At 72.6% G+C, this 14,605-nt stretch carries 14 protein-coding genes and 1 pseudogene; 5 read left to right on the top strand and 10 right to left on the bottom strand.

Features of this window, described 5'->3' with window-relative positions; translation table 11 throughout:
- Positions 1–143: 143 nt before the first annotated feature.
- Positions 144–1,130: a zinc-binding alcohol dehydrogenase gene (locus ACIF80_RS28280; protein ID WP_399809860.1), complete on the bottom strand. Its 987-nt coding sequence runs from the start codon at positions 1,128–1,130 to the stop codon at positions 144–146.
- Positions 1,131–1,238: 108 nt separating this feature from the next.
- On the opposite strand from ACIF80_RS28280, the gene ACIF80_RS28275 reads away from it, so the two are divergent.
- Positions 1,239–2,003, top strand: coding sequence for a CDP-alcohol phosphatidyltransferase family protein (locus ACIF80_RS28275; protein WP_399809859.1), 765 nt, complete (start codon positions 1,239–1,241; stop codon positions 2,001–2,003).
- 82 nt (positions 2,004–2,085) lie between these two features.
- On the opposite strand, the pseudogene ACIF80_RS28270 reads toward ACIF80_RS28275, so the two are convergent.
- From ACIF80_RS28270 to ACIF80_RS28255, 4 genes and pseudogenes are all read right to left on the bottom strand, one after another.
- A pseudogene (locus ACIF80_RS28270) lies at positions 2,086–3,337 on the bottom strand (MDR family MFS transporter).
- On the bottom strand, positions 3,334–4,854 hold the full coding sequence (locus ACIF80_RS28265) for an ABC transporter permease subunit (RefSeq protein ID WP_399809987.1): 1,521 nt from the start codon (positions 4,852–4,854) through the stop codon (positions 3,334–3,336). The pseudogene ACIF80_RS28270 and the gene ACIF80_RS28265 overlap by 4 nt, the downstream one beginning before the upstream one ends.
- A gap of 320 nt (positions 4,855–5,174) precedes the next feature.
- Positions 5,175–6,701 carry an ABC transporter substrate-binding protein gene (locus ACIF80_RS28260; RefSeq protein ID WP_399809857.1) on the bottom strand — a complete coding sequence of 509 codons (1,527 nt, stop codon included), beginning with the start codon at positions 6,699–6,701 and terminating at the stop codon, positions 5,175–5,177.
- Between the two features lie 3 nt (positions 6,702–6,704).
- Entirely contained in the window at positions 6,705–7,265 is a 561-nt protein-coding gene (locus ACIF80_RS28255; RefSeq protein ID WP_399809855.1) for a GNAT family N-acetyltransferase, read from the bottom strand.
- 154 nt (positions 7,266–7,419) lie between these two features.
- On the opposite strand from ACIF80_RS28255, the gene ACIF80_RS28250 reads away from it, so the two are divergent.
- Positions 7,420–8,421 (top strand): ATP-binding protein, encoded by a 1,002-nt coding sequence (locus ACIF80_RS28250; RefSeq protein ID WP_399809854.1) that lies wholly within the window; start codon positions 7,420–7,422, stop codon positions 8,419–8,421.
- Between the two features lie 79 nt (positions 8,422–8,500).
- Here the strand turns inward: ACIF80_RS28250 and ACIF80_RS28245 are convergent, their stop codons facing one another.
- The 3 genes from ACIF80_RS28245 to sigJ form a co-directional block, all read right to left on the bottom strand.
- Positions 8,501–9,364 carry an SMI1/KNR4 family protein gene (locus tag ACIF80_RS28245; RefSeq protein ID WP_399809853.1) on the bottom strand — a complete coding sequence of 288 codons (864 nt, stop codon included), beginning with the start codon at positions 9,362–9,364 and terminating at the stop codon, positions 8,501–8,503.
- Entirely contained in the window at positions 9,361–9,699 is a 339-nt protein-coding gene (locus ACIF80_RS28240; RefSeq protein ID WP_399809852.1) for a deoxyxylulose-5-phosphate synthase, read from the bottom strand. The genes ACIF80_RS28245 and ACIF80_RS28240 overlap by 4 nt, the downstream gene beginning before the upstream one ends.
- Before the next feature lie 276 nt (positions 9,700–9,975).
- A complete protein-coding gene (gene sigJ, locus ACIF80_RS28235; protein WP_399809851.1) occupies positions 9,976–10,875 on the bottom strand; it encodes an RNA polymerase sigma factor SigJ in 900 nt (299 codons plus the stop codon).
- 102 nt (positions 10,876–10,977) lie between these two features.
- Here sigJ and ACIF80_RS28230 point away from each other — a divergent pair, with 102 nt between their 5' ends.
- Positions 10,978–11,340: a hypothetical protein gene (locus tag ACIF80_RS28230; RefSeq protein WP_399809849.1), complete on the top strand. Its 363-nt coding sequence runs from the start codon at positions 10,978–10,980 to the stop codon at positions 11,338–11,340.
- 113 nt (positions 11,341–11,453) lie between these two features.
- On the opposite strand, the gene ACIF80_RS28225 is transcribed toward ACIF80_RS28230, so the two are convergent.
- A complete protein-coding gene (locus tag ACIF80_RS28225) occupies positions 11,454–11,870 on the bottom strand; it encodes a hypothetical protein (protein WP_399809847.1) in 417 nt (138 codons plus the stop codon).
- A 507-nt stretch (positions 11,871–12,377) separates the two neighbouring features.
- Positions 12,378–12,917: a hypothetical protein gene (locus ACIF80_RS28220; RefSeq protein ID WP_399809845.1), complete on the bottom strand. Its 540-nt coding sequence runs from the start codon at positions 12,915–12,917 to the stop codon at positions 12,378–12,380.
- A 236-nt stretch (positions 12,918–13,153) separates the two neighbouring features.
- Here ACIF80_RS28220 and ACIF80_RS28215 point away from each other — a divergent pair, with 236 nt between their 5' ends.
- Entirely contained in the window at positions 13,154–13,483 is a 330-nt protein-coding gene (locus ACIF80_RS28215) for a hypothetical protein (RefSeq protein ID WP_399809843.1), read from the top strand.
- 18 nt (positions 13,484–13,501) lie between these two features.
- Positions 13,502–14,587, top strand: coding sequence for an ATP-grasp peptide maturase system methyltransferase (gene tgmC, locus ACIF80_RS28210; protein ID WP_399809986.1), 1,086 nt, complete (start codon positions 13,502–13,504; stop codon positions 14,585–14,587).
- The last annotated feature ends 18 nt before the right edge of the window (positions 14,588–14,605 follow it).

Here is a 14,605-nt window from a genome sequence, read left to right as displayed (position 1 = left end):
TCAGGTCAGGGCCCGGGGGCTATCCTCGGACAGCCCCCGGGCGGCCCCGCGCAGTCCTCGGGTGGTCCCCGCGTAGTCCTCGGGCGGTCCCCACGCGCAGTCCTCGGAGCGGGCCCGAGGCCCTTGCCCGGCCTGACCCGGGGTCAGACAGCGGTGGCCTCGCCGTAACGCACGAGGTGGCACAGTGCCGGGGTCTCGCCGGAGGCGAGGCGGGGCATGAGGGCGGGCAGTTCCATGAACTCCGACTCGCCGGTGATGAGCGCGTCCAGGGCCGGGTCGGCCAGCAGGTCGAGGGCGAGGGCGAGCCGGTCGGCGTAGCTGCGGCCGGGGCGGGCCGGGGAGACCGTGCCGACCTGGCTGCTGCGGATGACGAGCCGCCGCGAGTGGAAGTCCTCGCCCAGCGGAAGGCTCACCTTCCGGTCGCCGTACCAGCTCAGTTCGATCACCGTGCCCTCGGCGGAGAGGAGTTCGAGGGACCGGGCGAGGCCCTGTTCGGTGGCGCTGGCGTGCACGACCAGGTCGCACTCCCCGAGGGCGTCCGCGGGCGATGCGAAGCCGACGCCGAGGGCCTCGGCGGTCCCGGCGCGCGCCGGGTCGGCGTCGACGAGCTGGACCCGTACGCCCGGGAAGCGGGCCAGCAGCGCGGCGACCGAGCTGCCGACCATGCCGCCGCCGACGACGGCGATCCGGTCGCCGATCAACGGCGCCGCGTCCCACAGGGCGTTGACGGCGGTCTCCACGGTGCCGGCGAGCACGGCCCGTCGGGCGGGCACGGTGTCGGGCACGGGTGTCACCGCGCTCGCCGGGACGACGTAGCGGGTCTGGTGCGGGTAGAGGCAGAAGACCGTCCGCCCGACGAGTGCCTCGGGCCCTTCCTCCACCACGCCCACGTTGAGGTAGCCGTACTTCACCGGTCCCGGGAAGTCGCCCTCCTGGAACGGGGCGCGCATCGCGGCGTGCTGGCTCTCCGGCACGTGGCCGCGGAAGACGAGGGTCTCCGTGCCGCGGCTCACACCGGAGTACAGCGAGCGCACCAGGACCTCGTCCTCGCCCGGCCCGGACAGGGGGACTTCGCGGATCTCGCCCCGGCCGGGCGAGGCGAGCCAGAACGCATGAGCGGCGCGGTTCATCGAATTCCTCCTGAACGATCGGCACGTTGCACGCGTACCGAGGGATGCACAGGCCGCGCACAAGGTAGCGGCGTTGATCGACTCTGTCACACGGCCGGAGGGTGTTCGGTGGCCCTGAACAACAGTTACGACGCAAGGCTCGTACAGCAGGAGACCGCCGTGGGGGCGGGCGTACAGGTCCTGCTGCTGGCGCTGCTCGGTACGGCGATCGGCATGGGCCCTGCGGGCTGGCTGACCGGCCTCGCGTTCGCGATCGCCACCTGGGCGGTGCTCTCCCGGGCCCTGCACCGGTCCCGGCTGCGCTCGTTCGGCGCGGCCAACCGGGTCACGCTGGGCCGGGCGATCCTGGTCGGCGGGGTGACCGCGCTGGTGGCCGACTCCTTCCAGGACTCACCGCCCGTCACCCTGTTCGTCGGCCTGACCGCGGTGGCCCTCATACTCGACGGGGTGGACGGCAAGGTGGCCCGCAGGACGGGCACGTCGACACCGCTGGGCGCCCGCTTCGACATGGAGGTGGACGCGTTCCTCATCCTGGTGCTCAGCGTGTACGTGTCGATGGCGATGGGGCCCTGGGTGCTGCTGATCGGCGGTATGCGGTACGTCTTCGTCGCCGCGGCCCGGGTGTGGCCGTGGCTGAACGCCGCGCTGCCGCCGAGCACGGCCCGCAAGACGGTGGCCGCGCTCCAGGGCGTCCTCCTGCTGGTGGCGGGCGCGAACCTGCTGCCGCATCTGGTCAACGTCGGGGTGGCGGCGCTGGCGCTGGGGCTGCTGGTGTGGTCGTTCGGCCGGGACGTGCTGTGGCTGCTGCGGACCTCGCGGAGCCGGCCCGCCGCTACGGAGCAGCGGCCCGTGCGGGAACTCGTCGCGGGATGACGGCCTCCCAGGGGTCTCACAAGTCTTACGGGTCTTACGGGTCTTACGGGTTACGGGTACGGTGCGCCGGGGCCCGCCCCGGTCACGGGCGCCGGGGCAGCAGTCCCACCGCCGCCGCCGTGACGCCGGCCAGGACCAGCCAGGGCACCGCGGGGGGGAAGTCCCGCGTCCAGCAGGATTCCGGTCGCCGAGCTGCCGAGCAGCACGATGAGGCCGGAGACGGAGGACAGCGCCCCGGTGTAGAGACCGAGCCGCCCGTCCTCGGCGAGATCGGGGACCCAGGCCCGGGCCACGGGCGCGACGAGCATCTGGCCGAAGGTGAGCAGGACGACGAACCCGGCCACCGGCGCCAGCGCGACGGCTCCCGGCCACCCGGTGGGCCGTGTCGTCGCGGCCGCCCCCGCCACCACCGCGAACCCGGCCGCGATCAGCAGCAGACCGGCCGCCATGGACCGGCGCATCGCCGGCCGCTCCCCCGCCCAGCGGGTCACGGGCAGCTGGGTGGTCACCACCAGCAGCGAGGACAGGGCGAACAGCCAGGCCAGCGGCGCCTGCGAACCGGTGACGCGCTCCACCTCGGCGGGCAGGGCGAGATACAGCTGGTTGTACGCGAGCAGATAGGCGCCGTACGCGCAGCACAGGGCGAGGAAGGGCCGGTTGCGCAGCAGCAGCCGCGGCCCGCCCCGCATCGGCGTCCGCTTCCGGCCCGGTATGCGCTGGGGCAGCAGCCGGGCGTGTCCGGCGAGTACGAGGACGAAGACCCCGGCGCCCGCGAGGCACGCGGTGCGGAAGTCCACGGCCAGCAGCAGGGCGCCGAGCAGCGGGCCGACGAACGCTCCCGCCTGGCCCGCCACGGTGAACAGTGCCAGGACGTGGGTACGGGCCCGGCCGCTCTCCTCCTCCCACACGACGGCCTGCCGGGCCACCTCGGACTCGACGGCCGGCGAGAACAGGGCGGCGGCGAATCCGATGAGCAGCACCGCGCCGATCACCGCCCAGGTCTCGTCGGCGTACCCGAGCCACGCGAACCCGGCGATCCTGAGGGCGCAGCCCGCGAGGACCACGGGCCGGATGCCGTACCGGTCGGCCAGCGCCCCGCCGACCACGAACAGCCCCTGCTGGCTGAACGTCCTGAGCCCCAGCACCAGCCCGACCAGCCACCCCGCCATGCCCACGGTCCGTCCCAGGTGGGTGGCGAGGAAGGGCAGGACGGCGAAGAAGCCGATGTTGAAGGCGAGTTGGGTGAGGATCAGCAGCCGCAGGAGCGGGGAGAGCCTGGTACGGCGGCCCTCCGCCCCGGCCCTGCGTGAGCCGAGTGACGACAGGGGCGTCATCGGACCTCCGTCAACTGGCTTTTTCCTTCTGCTCTTTCAGCGTTACCGGCTGAAGTGCGTCCCTCGGGCTTGAACGGCGTGCGCGTCCTTCGCCCGCGCCACCGCCCTCCCCGCCGTCGCCCTCCCCGCCGCAGTCCGCCCGCCGCCGTCACCGAGAGGGCGCCGAGCAGGGCGAGGGCGGCGGCCGGGGCGAGGACGGCCCAGGGGGCGCGCTCGGCGTAGGGCTGGTTCTCGGCGAGGAGCAGGCCCCATTCCGGGGACGGCGGCTGCGCGCCGAGCCCGAGGAATCCGAGGGAGGCGAGGGCGAGGGCGATGCCGGGCAGCCGCAGCAGGGCGTGGCGGGTGACGGGCGGCAGTACGGCGGGCAGCAGGGCGCGGCGGAGCAGGTACCAGCGGCCGGCGCCCAGGCTCCTGGTCGCGGCGAGGTGCTGGGTGGCGCGTTCCTGGCGCAGCAGGGCGGAGGTGTGCGCGGCGAGCGCGGTCCAGCCGACGGCGGTCACGGCGAGGGCGGGCGTGGTGGCGCCGCTGCCCACGGCGGCGGTGACGAGCAGGGCGGCGAGCACCGGCGGCACGGCGTTGACCGTGTCGACGAGGGCCCCGGACAGCCGGGGTACGAGCCCGAGCAGGACGCCGAGGAACAGGGTCGCCGCACTGATCCCGAGGGCGAGGAGCAGGGTGTCGAAGGCGCCGTGTCCGACCCTGGCGAGCAGGTCCCGGCCGAGGGCGTCGGTGCCGAACGGGTGGGTGGGGGACGGGGGTTGGAGTCGTGCCCCGGTATCGAGGGCGAGCGGGTCGCGGGGCAGGCCGAGCGCGACGACGGCGGCGAGGACGGCGTAGACGAGGGGCTGGACGCGGCGGGCCGGCGGGGCCGGCCGGTGCAGGGTCGTCAGGGCGCCGTCGCGCAGGGCGGGCCCGGTGAGCAGCCGGGCGGCGAGCCGGCAGCCGGCGGTGACGACGGCCGCGAGCAGGACCAGGGCGAGGGTGCCCGCCTGGAGGACGGGGAGGTCCTGGGCGAGGGCCGCCTGGAGGGTGGTGCGGCCGAGTCCCGGGATGTCGAAGACCTGCTCCACCGCGACGGCCCCGCCGGTCAGTCCGACGGCGAACAGCCCGAGGTTGGGCAGCAGGGCGGGCAGGCAGCGGCGTACCGCCTGACGGGCGACGCGCCGGCCGGGGATGCCCCGGGCGGTGGCGCTCAGGGCCCAGGGCTCGGCGAAGGCGCCGGGCAGCAGGTCGTCGAGGAGCCTGCCGAGGACGGCTCCGGCGGGCAGTCCGAGGGCGAGCGCGGGAAGCACCGTCCACTGGGGCCCGTACCAGCCGAGGGCGGGCAGCCAGCCCCACTGGACGGCGACCACGGTGGCGAGGACGGACGCGAGGAGGAATTCGGGCAGGGCGGCGAGCACCGCGGACCCGGTGCCCGCGGCGCGCCGCCCGCCGAGGCGCCGCCGCGCGCCGAGCCGGAGCGTACGGGCGCACACCAGCGCGGCGGTGAGCGCGGCGACGAGGAGCGCCACCGCCATCAGCAGCAGGGAGGCGCCCAGTGCGCGGAGCACATCGGGCAGGACGTCGCTGCCGGAGATCCACGACCGTCCCGCGTCCCCGCGCGCCAGGCCGCTCAGCCACTGCCCGAGCAGATGGGCGGGCCCGGCGTCGAGTCCGAGCTGCGCACGGATGTCGGCCAGGACCTCGGGGGTGGGGTCGCGGTCGGCGGACCTCGCCTTGAGGACGGTGCGTGCCGGATCGGTGCCCGAGAACCAGGGCAGCAGGCCGATGCCGCACACCAGGGCGGCCGCGAGTACGGCCCGCCACAGGAGTGCGGCCACCTGCTGCCGTCGCACGGTCAGCGCCGCGTTCCCGTACCGACGAGGGTGCGCTCGTACGGGTCGAACAGCACGCCGCGCACCGAGGTGCCGACGCCGGTGATGATGCGCTGGTGGACCAGCGGCAGCACCGCGTCGCTGCCGAGGACGGCGGCCTCGGCCTTCATGGCGGCGTCCTGCCGCTTGTCGGGGTCGGCGGTGCGCTCGGCCGCGGCGACGGCCCGGTCGACGTCCTCGTCGCAGAGCTGGGCGATGTTGTTCGCGCCGTCGCAGGAGTAGTCGGCGGCGAGCACGGCGACGGGGTCACCGGTGTCGAGCATCGTGTTGCGGGCCAGGACGAACGCGTCGAACTTTCCGTCCAGCGCGTCGGCCTCGAGCCGCGAGTACTCCCGCACCTCCAGCCCGACCTCGAACCCGGCCTTCTCCAGCTGCTGCTTCAGCACCTGGGCGGCTTCGGGGAGTTCGGGCCGGTTGTCGTAGGTGGCGAGGGTGACCGGGGCGGCGCCCTTGCCGCCGCCGGCCGCCGCGGCCCGTCCGGTGGGCTCGATCCGCTTGCCGTCGGCCCAGGTCACGGCGGGACCGTAAAGACCGGCGCCGGGGTCGGCGTATCCCTCGTACACGTCTTCGGCGAGCGTGGCGGTGTCGAGTGCCTCGCGGGCGGCGGCGCGCAGCTTCGGGTCCTTGAAGGGGCCGGAGGCGGCGTTGAGCAGCAGGCTGGTGGTGCGGGTGGTGGCGGTGTCCTGGCGCATGGGCCGGTTCAGGGTGGCCGCCTGGGCGACGGGTACCGCTTCGGCGATGTCGAGTTCGCCGGTGCGCAGGGCGTTGGCGCGGGCGGTGCCGTCGGCGATGAACCGGGCGTCGATGCCGGAGGCCTGGGCACGCCCGCCCCAGTAGTCGTCGAAGCGGTCGAGGGAGGCGGACGTGGCACCGTTGACCTCGGTCAGCTCGAAGGGCCCGGCGGCGGTGCCGACGGGGTCGACGCGGTGGGCGCCCTTCCCCTCTCCCTTCTTCGTCTTGTAGGCCTTCTCGGCGAACACGGCGAGGCTGGGGCTGGAGAGCCGCAGCGGCAGGATGGGGTCGGACTCGGCGGTGCCGACGCGGACGTCCCGGTCGCCGTCGGGCTCGGCGGTCAGGGTGACGCCGGTGAGGGCGCCGGGTGAGGGCCTGGCCTCGGTGGCGTGGGTGAGGGCGGCGGCGACGGCGGCCGGGGTGACGTCCGTACCGTCCTGGAACCGGGCCTCGCGCAGCGTGAACACCCAGTTCTTGTCGCCGTCCCGACGCCAGGACTGGGCGAGCGCGGGCGCGGCGGAGCCGTTGGCGTCCATCGCGGTCAGCCCCTCGGACACGCCGAGCCGGCTGAGGAGGGTGGCGTCGGCACCGTACGGGGAGAGCTGCTCGGCGGGCGGGAAGGCGAGCGCGACGCGCAGCCGGGAGCCGTTCGCGGCGTCGTCGCCGTCGGTGGAGTCACCGCCTCCGGAGGCGAAGCAGCCGGCCAGGAACGGGGTGACGGCGAGGGCGGCGAGCAGCCGCGAAGGAAGCCGGCGCACCGGTCACCGTCCCATCGGGATCTCGAAGTGGACGACGCCGTTGCCGCCGTCCTTGTCCTCGCGCTCATCGTGCACGACCTTGGCGAGGGACCGCCAGAAGGGCTCGGCGCCGGGGACGGCCGGATCGGTGTGCAGATACACGGACCGGTAACCGCCGTCGGCCGCGGCGAAGTCGAGCAGCTCGTCGACCAGGCGCCGGGCGAGCCCGCGCCTGCGGTGGTCCGGCCGGACGTACACGCGCCGCACCTGCGCGGTCTCGCCGGAGGGGTACCGCTCCGCGAGCTCCCGCGGATTCGGCGGGTGGGCGGGCCCCCGCGAGTCGAGCGCCGCGGTGGCGACGACGTCACCGGCACCGCTGCCGTCGCCGCTGTCGCCCTCGGGGTCGATCGCGACGAGGAGGGTGTGACGGGGCGGAACGAGGTAGGCGGCGGCCGGGTCGATGATGTCGCCGTGCCAGCGGGGCACGTACCCGGTTTTGAAGTCGCGGTAGACGGTGTCGAGCATCACGGCTCGCGCACGGTCGAGGTCTGCCGGGCCCGCGGTCCTGATGATGTAGTCACGCACTTGCACAGCTTACGCAGTAAGCCCTCACGATCGATCATTCGGGTGAACCTCGCGGCAGGACGGCCAGGACACGCGCCGGAGGATTTGACACCGCCACGACCGCACCCCTAGAACCTAGCGACATGACATTCGTTTTCAAAAAGGCGGGGTGCCGATGAGGATCGCGTTCGTCGGCAAGGGCGGCAGCGGCAAGACGACGATGTCGGCCCTCTTCTCCCGTCACCTGGCCGCCGCCGGAGCCCCGGTGCTCGCCATCGACGGCGACATCAACCAGCACCTGGCCGAAGCACTCGCCCCCGCCGGACAGACCCCGGTGACGCCCCCTCCCCTGGGCCCGCGCCTGCACGACATCAAGGCGTACCTGCGCGGCACCAATCCCCGCATCACCTCCACCGAGTCGATGATCAAGACGACCCCGCCCGGCCGCGGCTCACGTCTCCTGAGCCTGCTCGGCGACGACGCACTGCACGCGCGGCACGTCTCCCGGGCCGGCGGCGTCCCGCTGATGGCCACGGGCGAGTTCGACGACAGCGACCTGGGCGTGGCCTGCTACCACTCCAAGCTGGGCGCGGTGGAGCTGTACCTGGGCCACCTGATCGACGGCCCCGGCGAATACGTGGTGGTCGACATGACCGCGGGCGCCGACGCCTTCGCCTCCGGCCTCTTCACCCGCTTCGACCTCACCTTCCTGGTCGCCGAACCCACCCGCAAGGGCGTCTCCGTCTACCGCCAGTACCGCGACCACGCCCGCGAGTTCGGCATCCGCGTCGCGGTCGTCGGCAACAAGGTCACCTGCGAGGAGGACCTCCTCTTCCTCAAGGAACAGGTGGGCGACGACCTCCTGACCCACCTCGTGCACTCGGACTGGGTCCGGGCGGCGGAACAGGGCAGGACCCCGCCGGCACACCCCGCTGCCCCTGGGTCCCCGAACGCCTCGGACCCCCTGGGCGCGTTGGAGCCGCACAACCGCCACGCCCTGACCGTCATGCGCGAGGCCGTCGACTCCCACCCCCGCGACTGGGACCGCCTCCACCGCCACGCCGTGGAGTTCCACCTCCGCAACGCCCGCTCCTGGGCCGACGCCCGCACCGGCGAGGACCTGGCCGCCCAGGTGGACCCGGAGTACGTCCCGGGCCCGGCGACCCTGTCCCTCTGACACACTGCCGCCCCTCGGTACCGCTCATCCTCCTGCCGCACAGCAGCAGCCCCGCTGTGCGGCACGGCGCCGTCGACGCCTACGCGTCCTCGCCGGCGCCTGCGTCCCAGGCCGGCAGCGGCACCCCGTCGGACGCACTGATGTGGACCACCTCGCACCGCATCCGCCGTACGGCGGCGAAGAGGTGGTCCCGGGCCACCGCTCCGTCTCCCGGCGGGAAAGAGATCCGGATCTGGTGCGGACGTGACATGTCGTAGGTGAGCAGCCAGTCCGTGTCGACGGTGGCGAAGTGGTCCTGTCCCGAGTCGCCCTTCTCCGAGCGCCAGCTGCCCCGGTCCACGGTCGGGGCCAGGGCCTGCCGGAGGATCGCCAGGCGCCGGTCGTGGGCGAGCGTGCCCTCGGTGAGACGAAGGCAGCGGTGGACCCGGGGCCGGAACGCGTTGAACCAGGGGGCCGGCCCCGGCTCCATGTCCGCGAGCAACCGGGAGCCGACACGTCCTCCGCTCCACGCCTCGACGAAAGCGGCCGCTCCCATGGGATGGGTCTCGTACCGGCCCTCGCTGCTCCACACCACGACGGGCCAGGCCCCGGGCGCTCCCGCGGTGAGCCAGCAGAGCCGGTCGGCGTCCATGGTGGTGCCCCAGATCAGCAGCCCGCCCGACACCGGATGCAGAGGGTACGGGTAGTACTCCCGGTCCCTCTCGGGCACGCCCGACAGCCTGCCGTTCTGCCATGCCACCCCGTGGTGCTCACTCGTGCCGAACGGCGTCCGCAGGTAGAGGTAGTCGCAGAACTCGCCCCACCCGTACGTCCCCACCAGCCACTTGTAGTCGTCGGGCAGCCGCACGCCGAGCCCGGCCTCCACGACGGCCCAGCTGCCGCGGGCGTCGACGGGAGCAGCAGGCGGCGGCACGAGCCGCATCAGGTCCGGATCCCCCGTCACGGCACCTCGTAGCGCACGAGCGCCTTCGCGAAAGGCTCGCCGCTGCGGCGGGCGTACGCCATCCGCTCGCGCACCTCCCTCGGCGTGCGCGGACGGTACCCGGGCCCGCCGCAACAGCTCTTGTGGAAGCGGACACCCGCGTGCAGCAGGACGGACAGCACCCTCCAGGCCTCGGTGTCCCGGCGCGGCGGCGCGGCGAAGGCCGACCCCACGTGGATCAGCGGCTCCGCGCAGCGCGGACAGACCCGCCGCCGGTCCCTGTCGTGCGGCTCGTACGGCTGCTTGTACGAAGCCCGGCAGGGCAGGCAGACGTAGGAGGTCTTCGCGTGTCCCATGCCGTCAGGGTAGGCAGCACCCGGGCGGAACTCGACAGGATTTCGCCGCCGAGCCGCGCTCGGAGATCCGGCCGTCCACAGCGTCGGGGGGAGGCCCGGCGTCGTGTCATTCAAGGAGCGGTGCGGGGAGGGGCGTGCCGCACACTTCCCGGATGATCGTATGGCAGCCCGTCCTTGAGGTCTGCTTCCCCATCCGCTTCACCCTCTGGCCGATCACGGCGGATGCGGGTGACCGGCTTGCGCCCCGGCGAGCACACGACCCTCATCGGACAGTACCTAGTCGGCCCGCACCCACGGCCGCAGCTTCTCCGGATTGCGGACCGCCCAGATCCGGGTGACGCGACCGTCGGCGACATCGAACGAGGCCACGGTCATGACGACGCCGGCACGCCGGGCCACCAGGCCCGGCACACCGTTGACCGACCGCTCCAGGAGTTCGAGTCCCGGGGCCTTGTCGGCGATGGCGACCATGTACTGGGCGATGCGCGCACCGCCTTCGACCGGGCGCAGGACGGTACCGACCATGCCGCCGCCGTCGGCGGTCATCACGGCAGCCGGGTCGAGGAGGTCGACGAGGGCCGCGATGTCCTTGGTCTCCCATGCCTCTTTGACATGCCGCACCACGTCGGCCTGCCCGGCCGCCGTCACCGGAGCCCGCGCGACGCGCACCCGCCGCCGGGCGGAGGCCGCGAGCTGCTTGCAGGCCGCAGGAGTCCGGTCGAGGATGTCGGCGATCTCGGCGAAGGAGTACCGGAAGACGTCGTGCAGGACGAACGCCACCCGCTCGGCGGGTGTCATCGACTCCAGGACGACGAGGAAGGCCATGGTCACCGATTCGTCCAGAACCATCTGGTCGGCGAGGTCGGTGTCATGACCGTGCTCCCACTCGGCGTGGTCGGGCAGCGGATCGGGCAGCCACGCGCCGACATAGCGTTCACGCCGGGCCCGCGCCGAGCCGAGCACGTCCAGGCAGATGCGGCCGGTCACCGTCGTCAGCCAGGCGCCGGGGGACACGATCTCGTCCTGCCGACTTCGTGGCAGCGCGTACCAGCGCGCGTAGGCCTCCTGCACGGCGTCCTCGGACTCGGCCAGTGAACCGAGCAACCGGTAGGCGACATTGATCAGTTGGCGCCGCTCACCGGCTGTCCCATCGGTGCTCGTCCCAGCCGTCCCCATGCTTCCGGCCGCCCCCTCGCCTTACCTTTCACAGCCCTGCGTCGTCGGATTGGTAAGACCTTATCGATCTACTGCCCCCCGGGCGGAAAAGGGGACCGTGGCATGGCGACCCAGTCGACGGCACAGCACCGCTTCTCGTTTCTGCGGATCGCGATCGCCCTGCAGACCCTGACCATCTTCCTTCAAGCCGTTTCCGCCGGACTGCTGCTGACCTCGGCCTACGGAGAGACACTGCACAGTGTCGGAGCCCGCGTGATGTACGGGGCATCGATGCTGTATGTGCTCGCGGCGGTACTGGCATGGAAGCCGGGCGGCGGCTCGCCCCGGCCCGTCTGGCAGGCGTCCGGCTTCCTTGTCCTCGCCTCGGTCCAGGTCGTGCTCGGTATCGCGCACGTACCTTCGCTCCATCTCCCCCTGGGCGTCCTGATGTTCGGACTGAGCGTGCTGGCGCTGGCGCGGCGCTGAAGTCCGATACAGGGGTATACCGTAATCAACTGGGGCCTGTCCGGCGGATCAGGCCGCGCCTGGGAGCCCGCTCGCCTTTTGTGCTGGTGAGCGGGGCAGCCGGCGCCCCGTCCTCACGCACCGCGCATGAGTTCCGCGTTGACGGCGTCGACCCGTGCGTACAGGGGACCTTCGGTGACGATGTCCTCGCCCCTCCCCCGGCGCCGCGGGTCCACGTCGATCACGGTGACGAGCGAGTTGCCCAGTCCGATCACCACCCACCAGTCCTGCCCGTCCGCCCGCACCCGCCAGGTCGACTTCACCCACTTTCCGGTGTCCGTACGCACCTCGGCCGAGACCAGCTCCCAGCCTTCCGGGTCGAAGCGGGTCAACGTCTCGAGAGGCGCGCCTCGTTGCCGCAGGCGTTCGGTGACATGAGCGCCATGGGCCTTCAGCCGTACCGGTTCGCCCAGGATGTGGCGCACCCGTGTGAAGAGGCTTCCGGGGCCCGTCTCGACGTGGAAGCGGGCGGTCTCGAATCGAGGTGGCACGGTGAACTCCTTGGAGAAGGGCGGAGGATGTCGGCGGGTTCGTGGTCAGCGGTGGCGCCAGAGCTGGTGCGGGCGGAGTACGTCCATGCGGCAGGGCATCTCGATGGACGGGTCCGGCACTCGCTTCCGGCCGAGACTATGGCGGATGTGCGGGTACAGACCGTCCGGTGGCAGATCGGCACCGGAAACCGATCCGAGAACATTGGTCGGGAACGTTGATCGATGCCTGACCCCGCGAGGAGTTGCTGTGAGGGTTCGCATCAAACGCGGCGCCCCTGGAGAAGCGGAGCTTTGTGCTGCCGACAAAGCCTTCGAAGGAACAGGCGCTCCGCACGGAACCACCTTCCGTGCCCTCAGGACTTCGAGAGACTTCTCAGCAGGATGGACAGCCTCGCCTCGACAAAGGATGTCCGGCACCATGGGTGACCGGATCGCAGCGGGCGGGCCGGCTTCTTGATCGCAGCCGACCCTTTGCGAGGCAGCCCCGTCCTCGTCGACGAGACCCCGCTACTCGATGCCGGTCGCGTCGAGCAGCCGGACCAGGTCCTTGCGCCCGTACCCGAGCAGGCGGGCACGGTACACACCCGTGAGCAACAGGTGTGCGGCGATGTGCGCCGCGTATCCGTCCCTGTCGTCACCGAACCACTCCTGGGGCTTCTCGACCCCCAGGCTGTTCATCACCAGCCCATGCTCGCGCCGGACTTGGGCGACGGTGCCGGCGACCGCGTCCAGCAGCGTCCTCCCCTGCCGTTCGCAGTCCAGGGCAAGGCACCCCCGGTCGACCGGCAGGCATCCGTCCGGCGGCCGCTCCCGCAGTCCTGCGTACCGCTCGTCCCCGAACCCGGTCGCGTCGAACTCCTCGTGCACGAGGGAGAACCGATGAAACCCGGCCGGGGCCGGAGGCGGTGGCGGCGTGTACTCCCAGCCCGCGTCCTCGTACACCTGCCGCTTGACCTCCTCCTCGTCGGCGTGCGTCACGGTGAACCCGTTGGCGTCGTTGCGCCCGGTGGTCGTGCCGTCGGGGTTGCGATGAAAGGAGAGACTCATGGGTACTCCCGTAGTCTGTGATGTGGATGAATGATGACGAACAGGGATGAAGAGAACCCCTCGTCGCTGGATCAAACGGTCCAAGCCCCCGCGGCGTGCCCACCCCGCCCGGCCCTCACCCCATCGTGTGACCACAGGACACAGGCTGACGCCGACCGGCGAAGCGCGCATCCCCCACCTGCGGGAATCACCGCAATCCCCATGGCTCGTCACGCTCCCTGAACTACCGTGGCGCCATGACCACGAAGCCCGGGAAGACGTTGCCCCACCTCACCCCGACCGGCACCTGCTGGTGCGGCTGCGCCAGGAAGGTCGGTACGGGATCCTTCTTCGCCCCGGGCCACGACAAGGTGGCCGAGGCGGCCCTGCTGGCAGCCGAATACGGTTCCTCCGTCGCCCAGTTGCTGCACGCGCACGGATACGGCCCCGGCCACTCGGTGAGCGCCCGTGCCGTGTCCGAGGGCGTATGGCGGAAGTGCCCGTCGTGCGCCTACGTCGGCGCCCCGGCGAGCATCACCAACCACACGAAGCGCGAGCACGCACCCGCCACGACCGAACAGGCGTGAGGAGCAGCACGACAGCGGCTGACCGACAACGGGCATCTGCGCACCGAGCCCTGGCGGGAGGCCGTGTCCGCGGTTCCGCGCCACGAGTTCCTGCGCGGCGGCTTCTTCCGCGAGGTCGACGGCTCCACGCCCACCGCCTGGGCCCCGGTCATGCAGGACGATCCACGGTGGCTGGAGAGCTGCTACGAGGACGCGTCCCTGGTGACGCAGATCGCCGGCACGGTCGTGCCCGGGGACGTCCGCGGGGAGATCCTGCGCGCTCCCACCTCGTCCAGCACCATGCCCGGCCTGGTCGTGCGCATGCTCGAGGACCTCCAGGTCGACGCCGGCCACCGTGTCCTCGAGATCGGCACGGGCACCGGCTACTCGACAGCCCTGATGTGTCACCGGCTCGGCGACGACGCGGTGACCTCCGTCGAGGTCGACGAGGGCGTGTCCACCCGCGCCCGCGCCGCGCTGGGGCACTGCGGGTTCGCACCGGACCTGATCGTCGGCGACGGCCTTGCCGGGGACAAGGACGGCGCCCCCTACGACCGGGTGATCGCCGCCTGCGGGTTCCTCACCGTCCCCCGCGAGCTGATCGAGCAGACCCGTCCCGGCGGGATCATGCTCCTCACCCTCTGCGGGTGGCTGTACTCCTCCGAACTGGCCCGGCTCACGGTCCACGAGGACGGCACGGCATCCGGCCGCTTCCTCGGCGGGCAGATCTCCTTCATGCTCGCCAGGCCGCACCTGCCGCCGCCGCTGGGGCTGCTCCCCGACCTCGACGAGGGCGACGAGCGGCATGCGGTCTTCGGCGCCGACGTGATCGACGGCTGGAACACCCGGTTCGTCGCCCAACTCGCCGCGCCACGCGCCCAGTACGTCACCCTCGCCCGCGAAGGCCGCACGGAGCACCTGTTCCTCGACGCCGACACCGGCGCCTGGGCGGTGCTCCGGGAGCACGACGGCCGGTGGACGGTCCGGCAGAACGGGCCGGCCCGCCTCTGGGACGCCGTCGAGGCGCACATCGCCCGGTGGCGCGGCGCCGGGGCCCCGCCGCTGGAGGAGTTCGAGATCACCCTCACCTCCGACCAGCCGACGATCACCTGGCCGGGCCACTGACCTGTGTCTCACCTGCGT

Source organism: Streptomyces sp. NPDC085927, from assembly GCF_044540975.1.
In the GTDB taxonomy this organism is placed as follows: domain Bacteria; phylum Actinomycetota; class Actinomycetes; order Streptomycetales; family Streptomycetaceae; genus Streptomyces; species Streptomyces hirsutus.
Note: the sequence above shows the minus strand (reverse complement) of the source record. Positions and strands in the feature narration are given on the sequence as shown.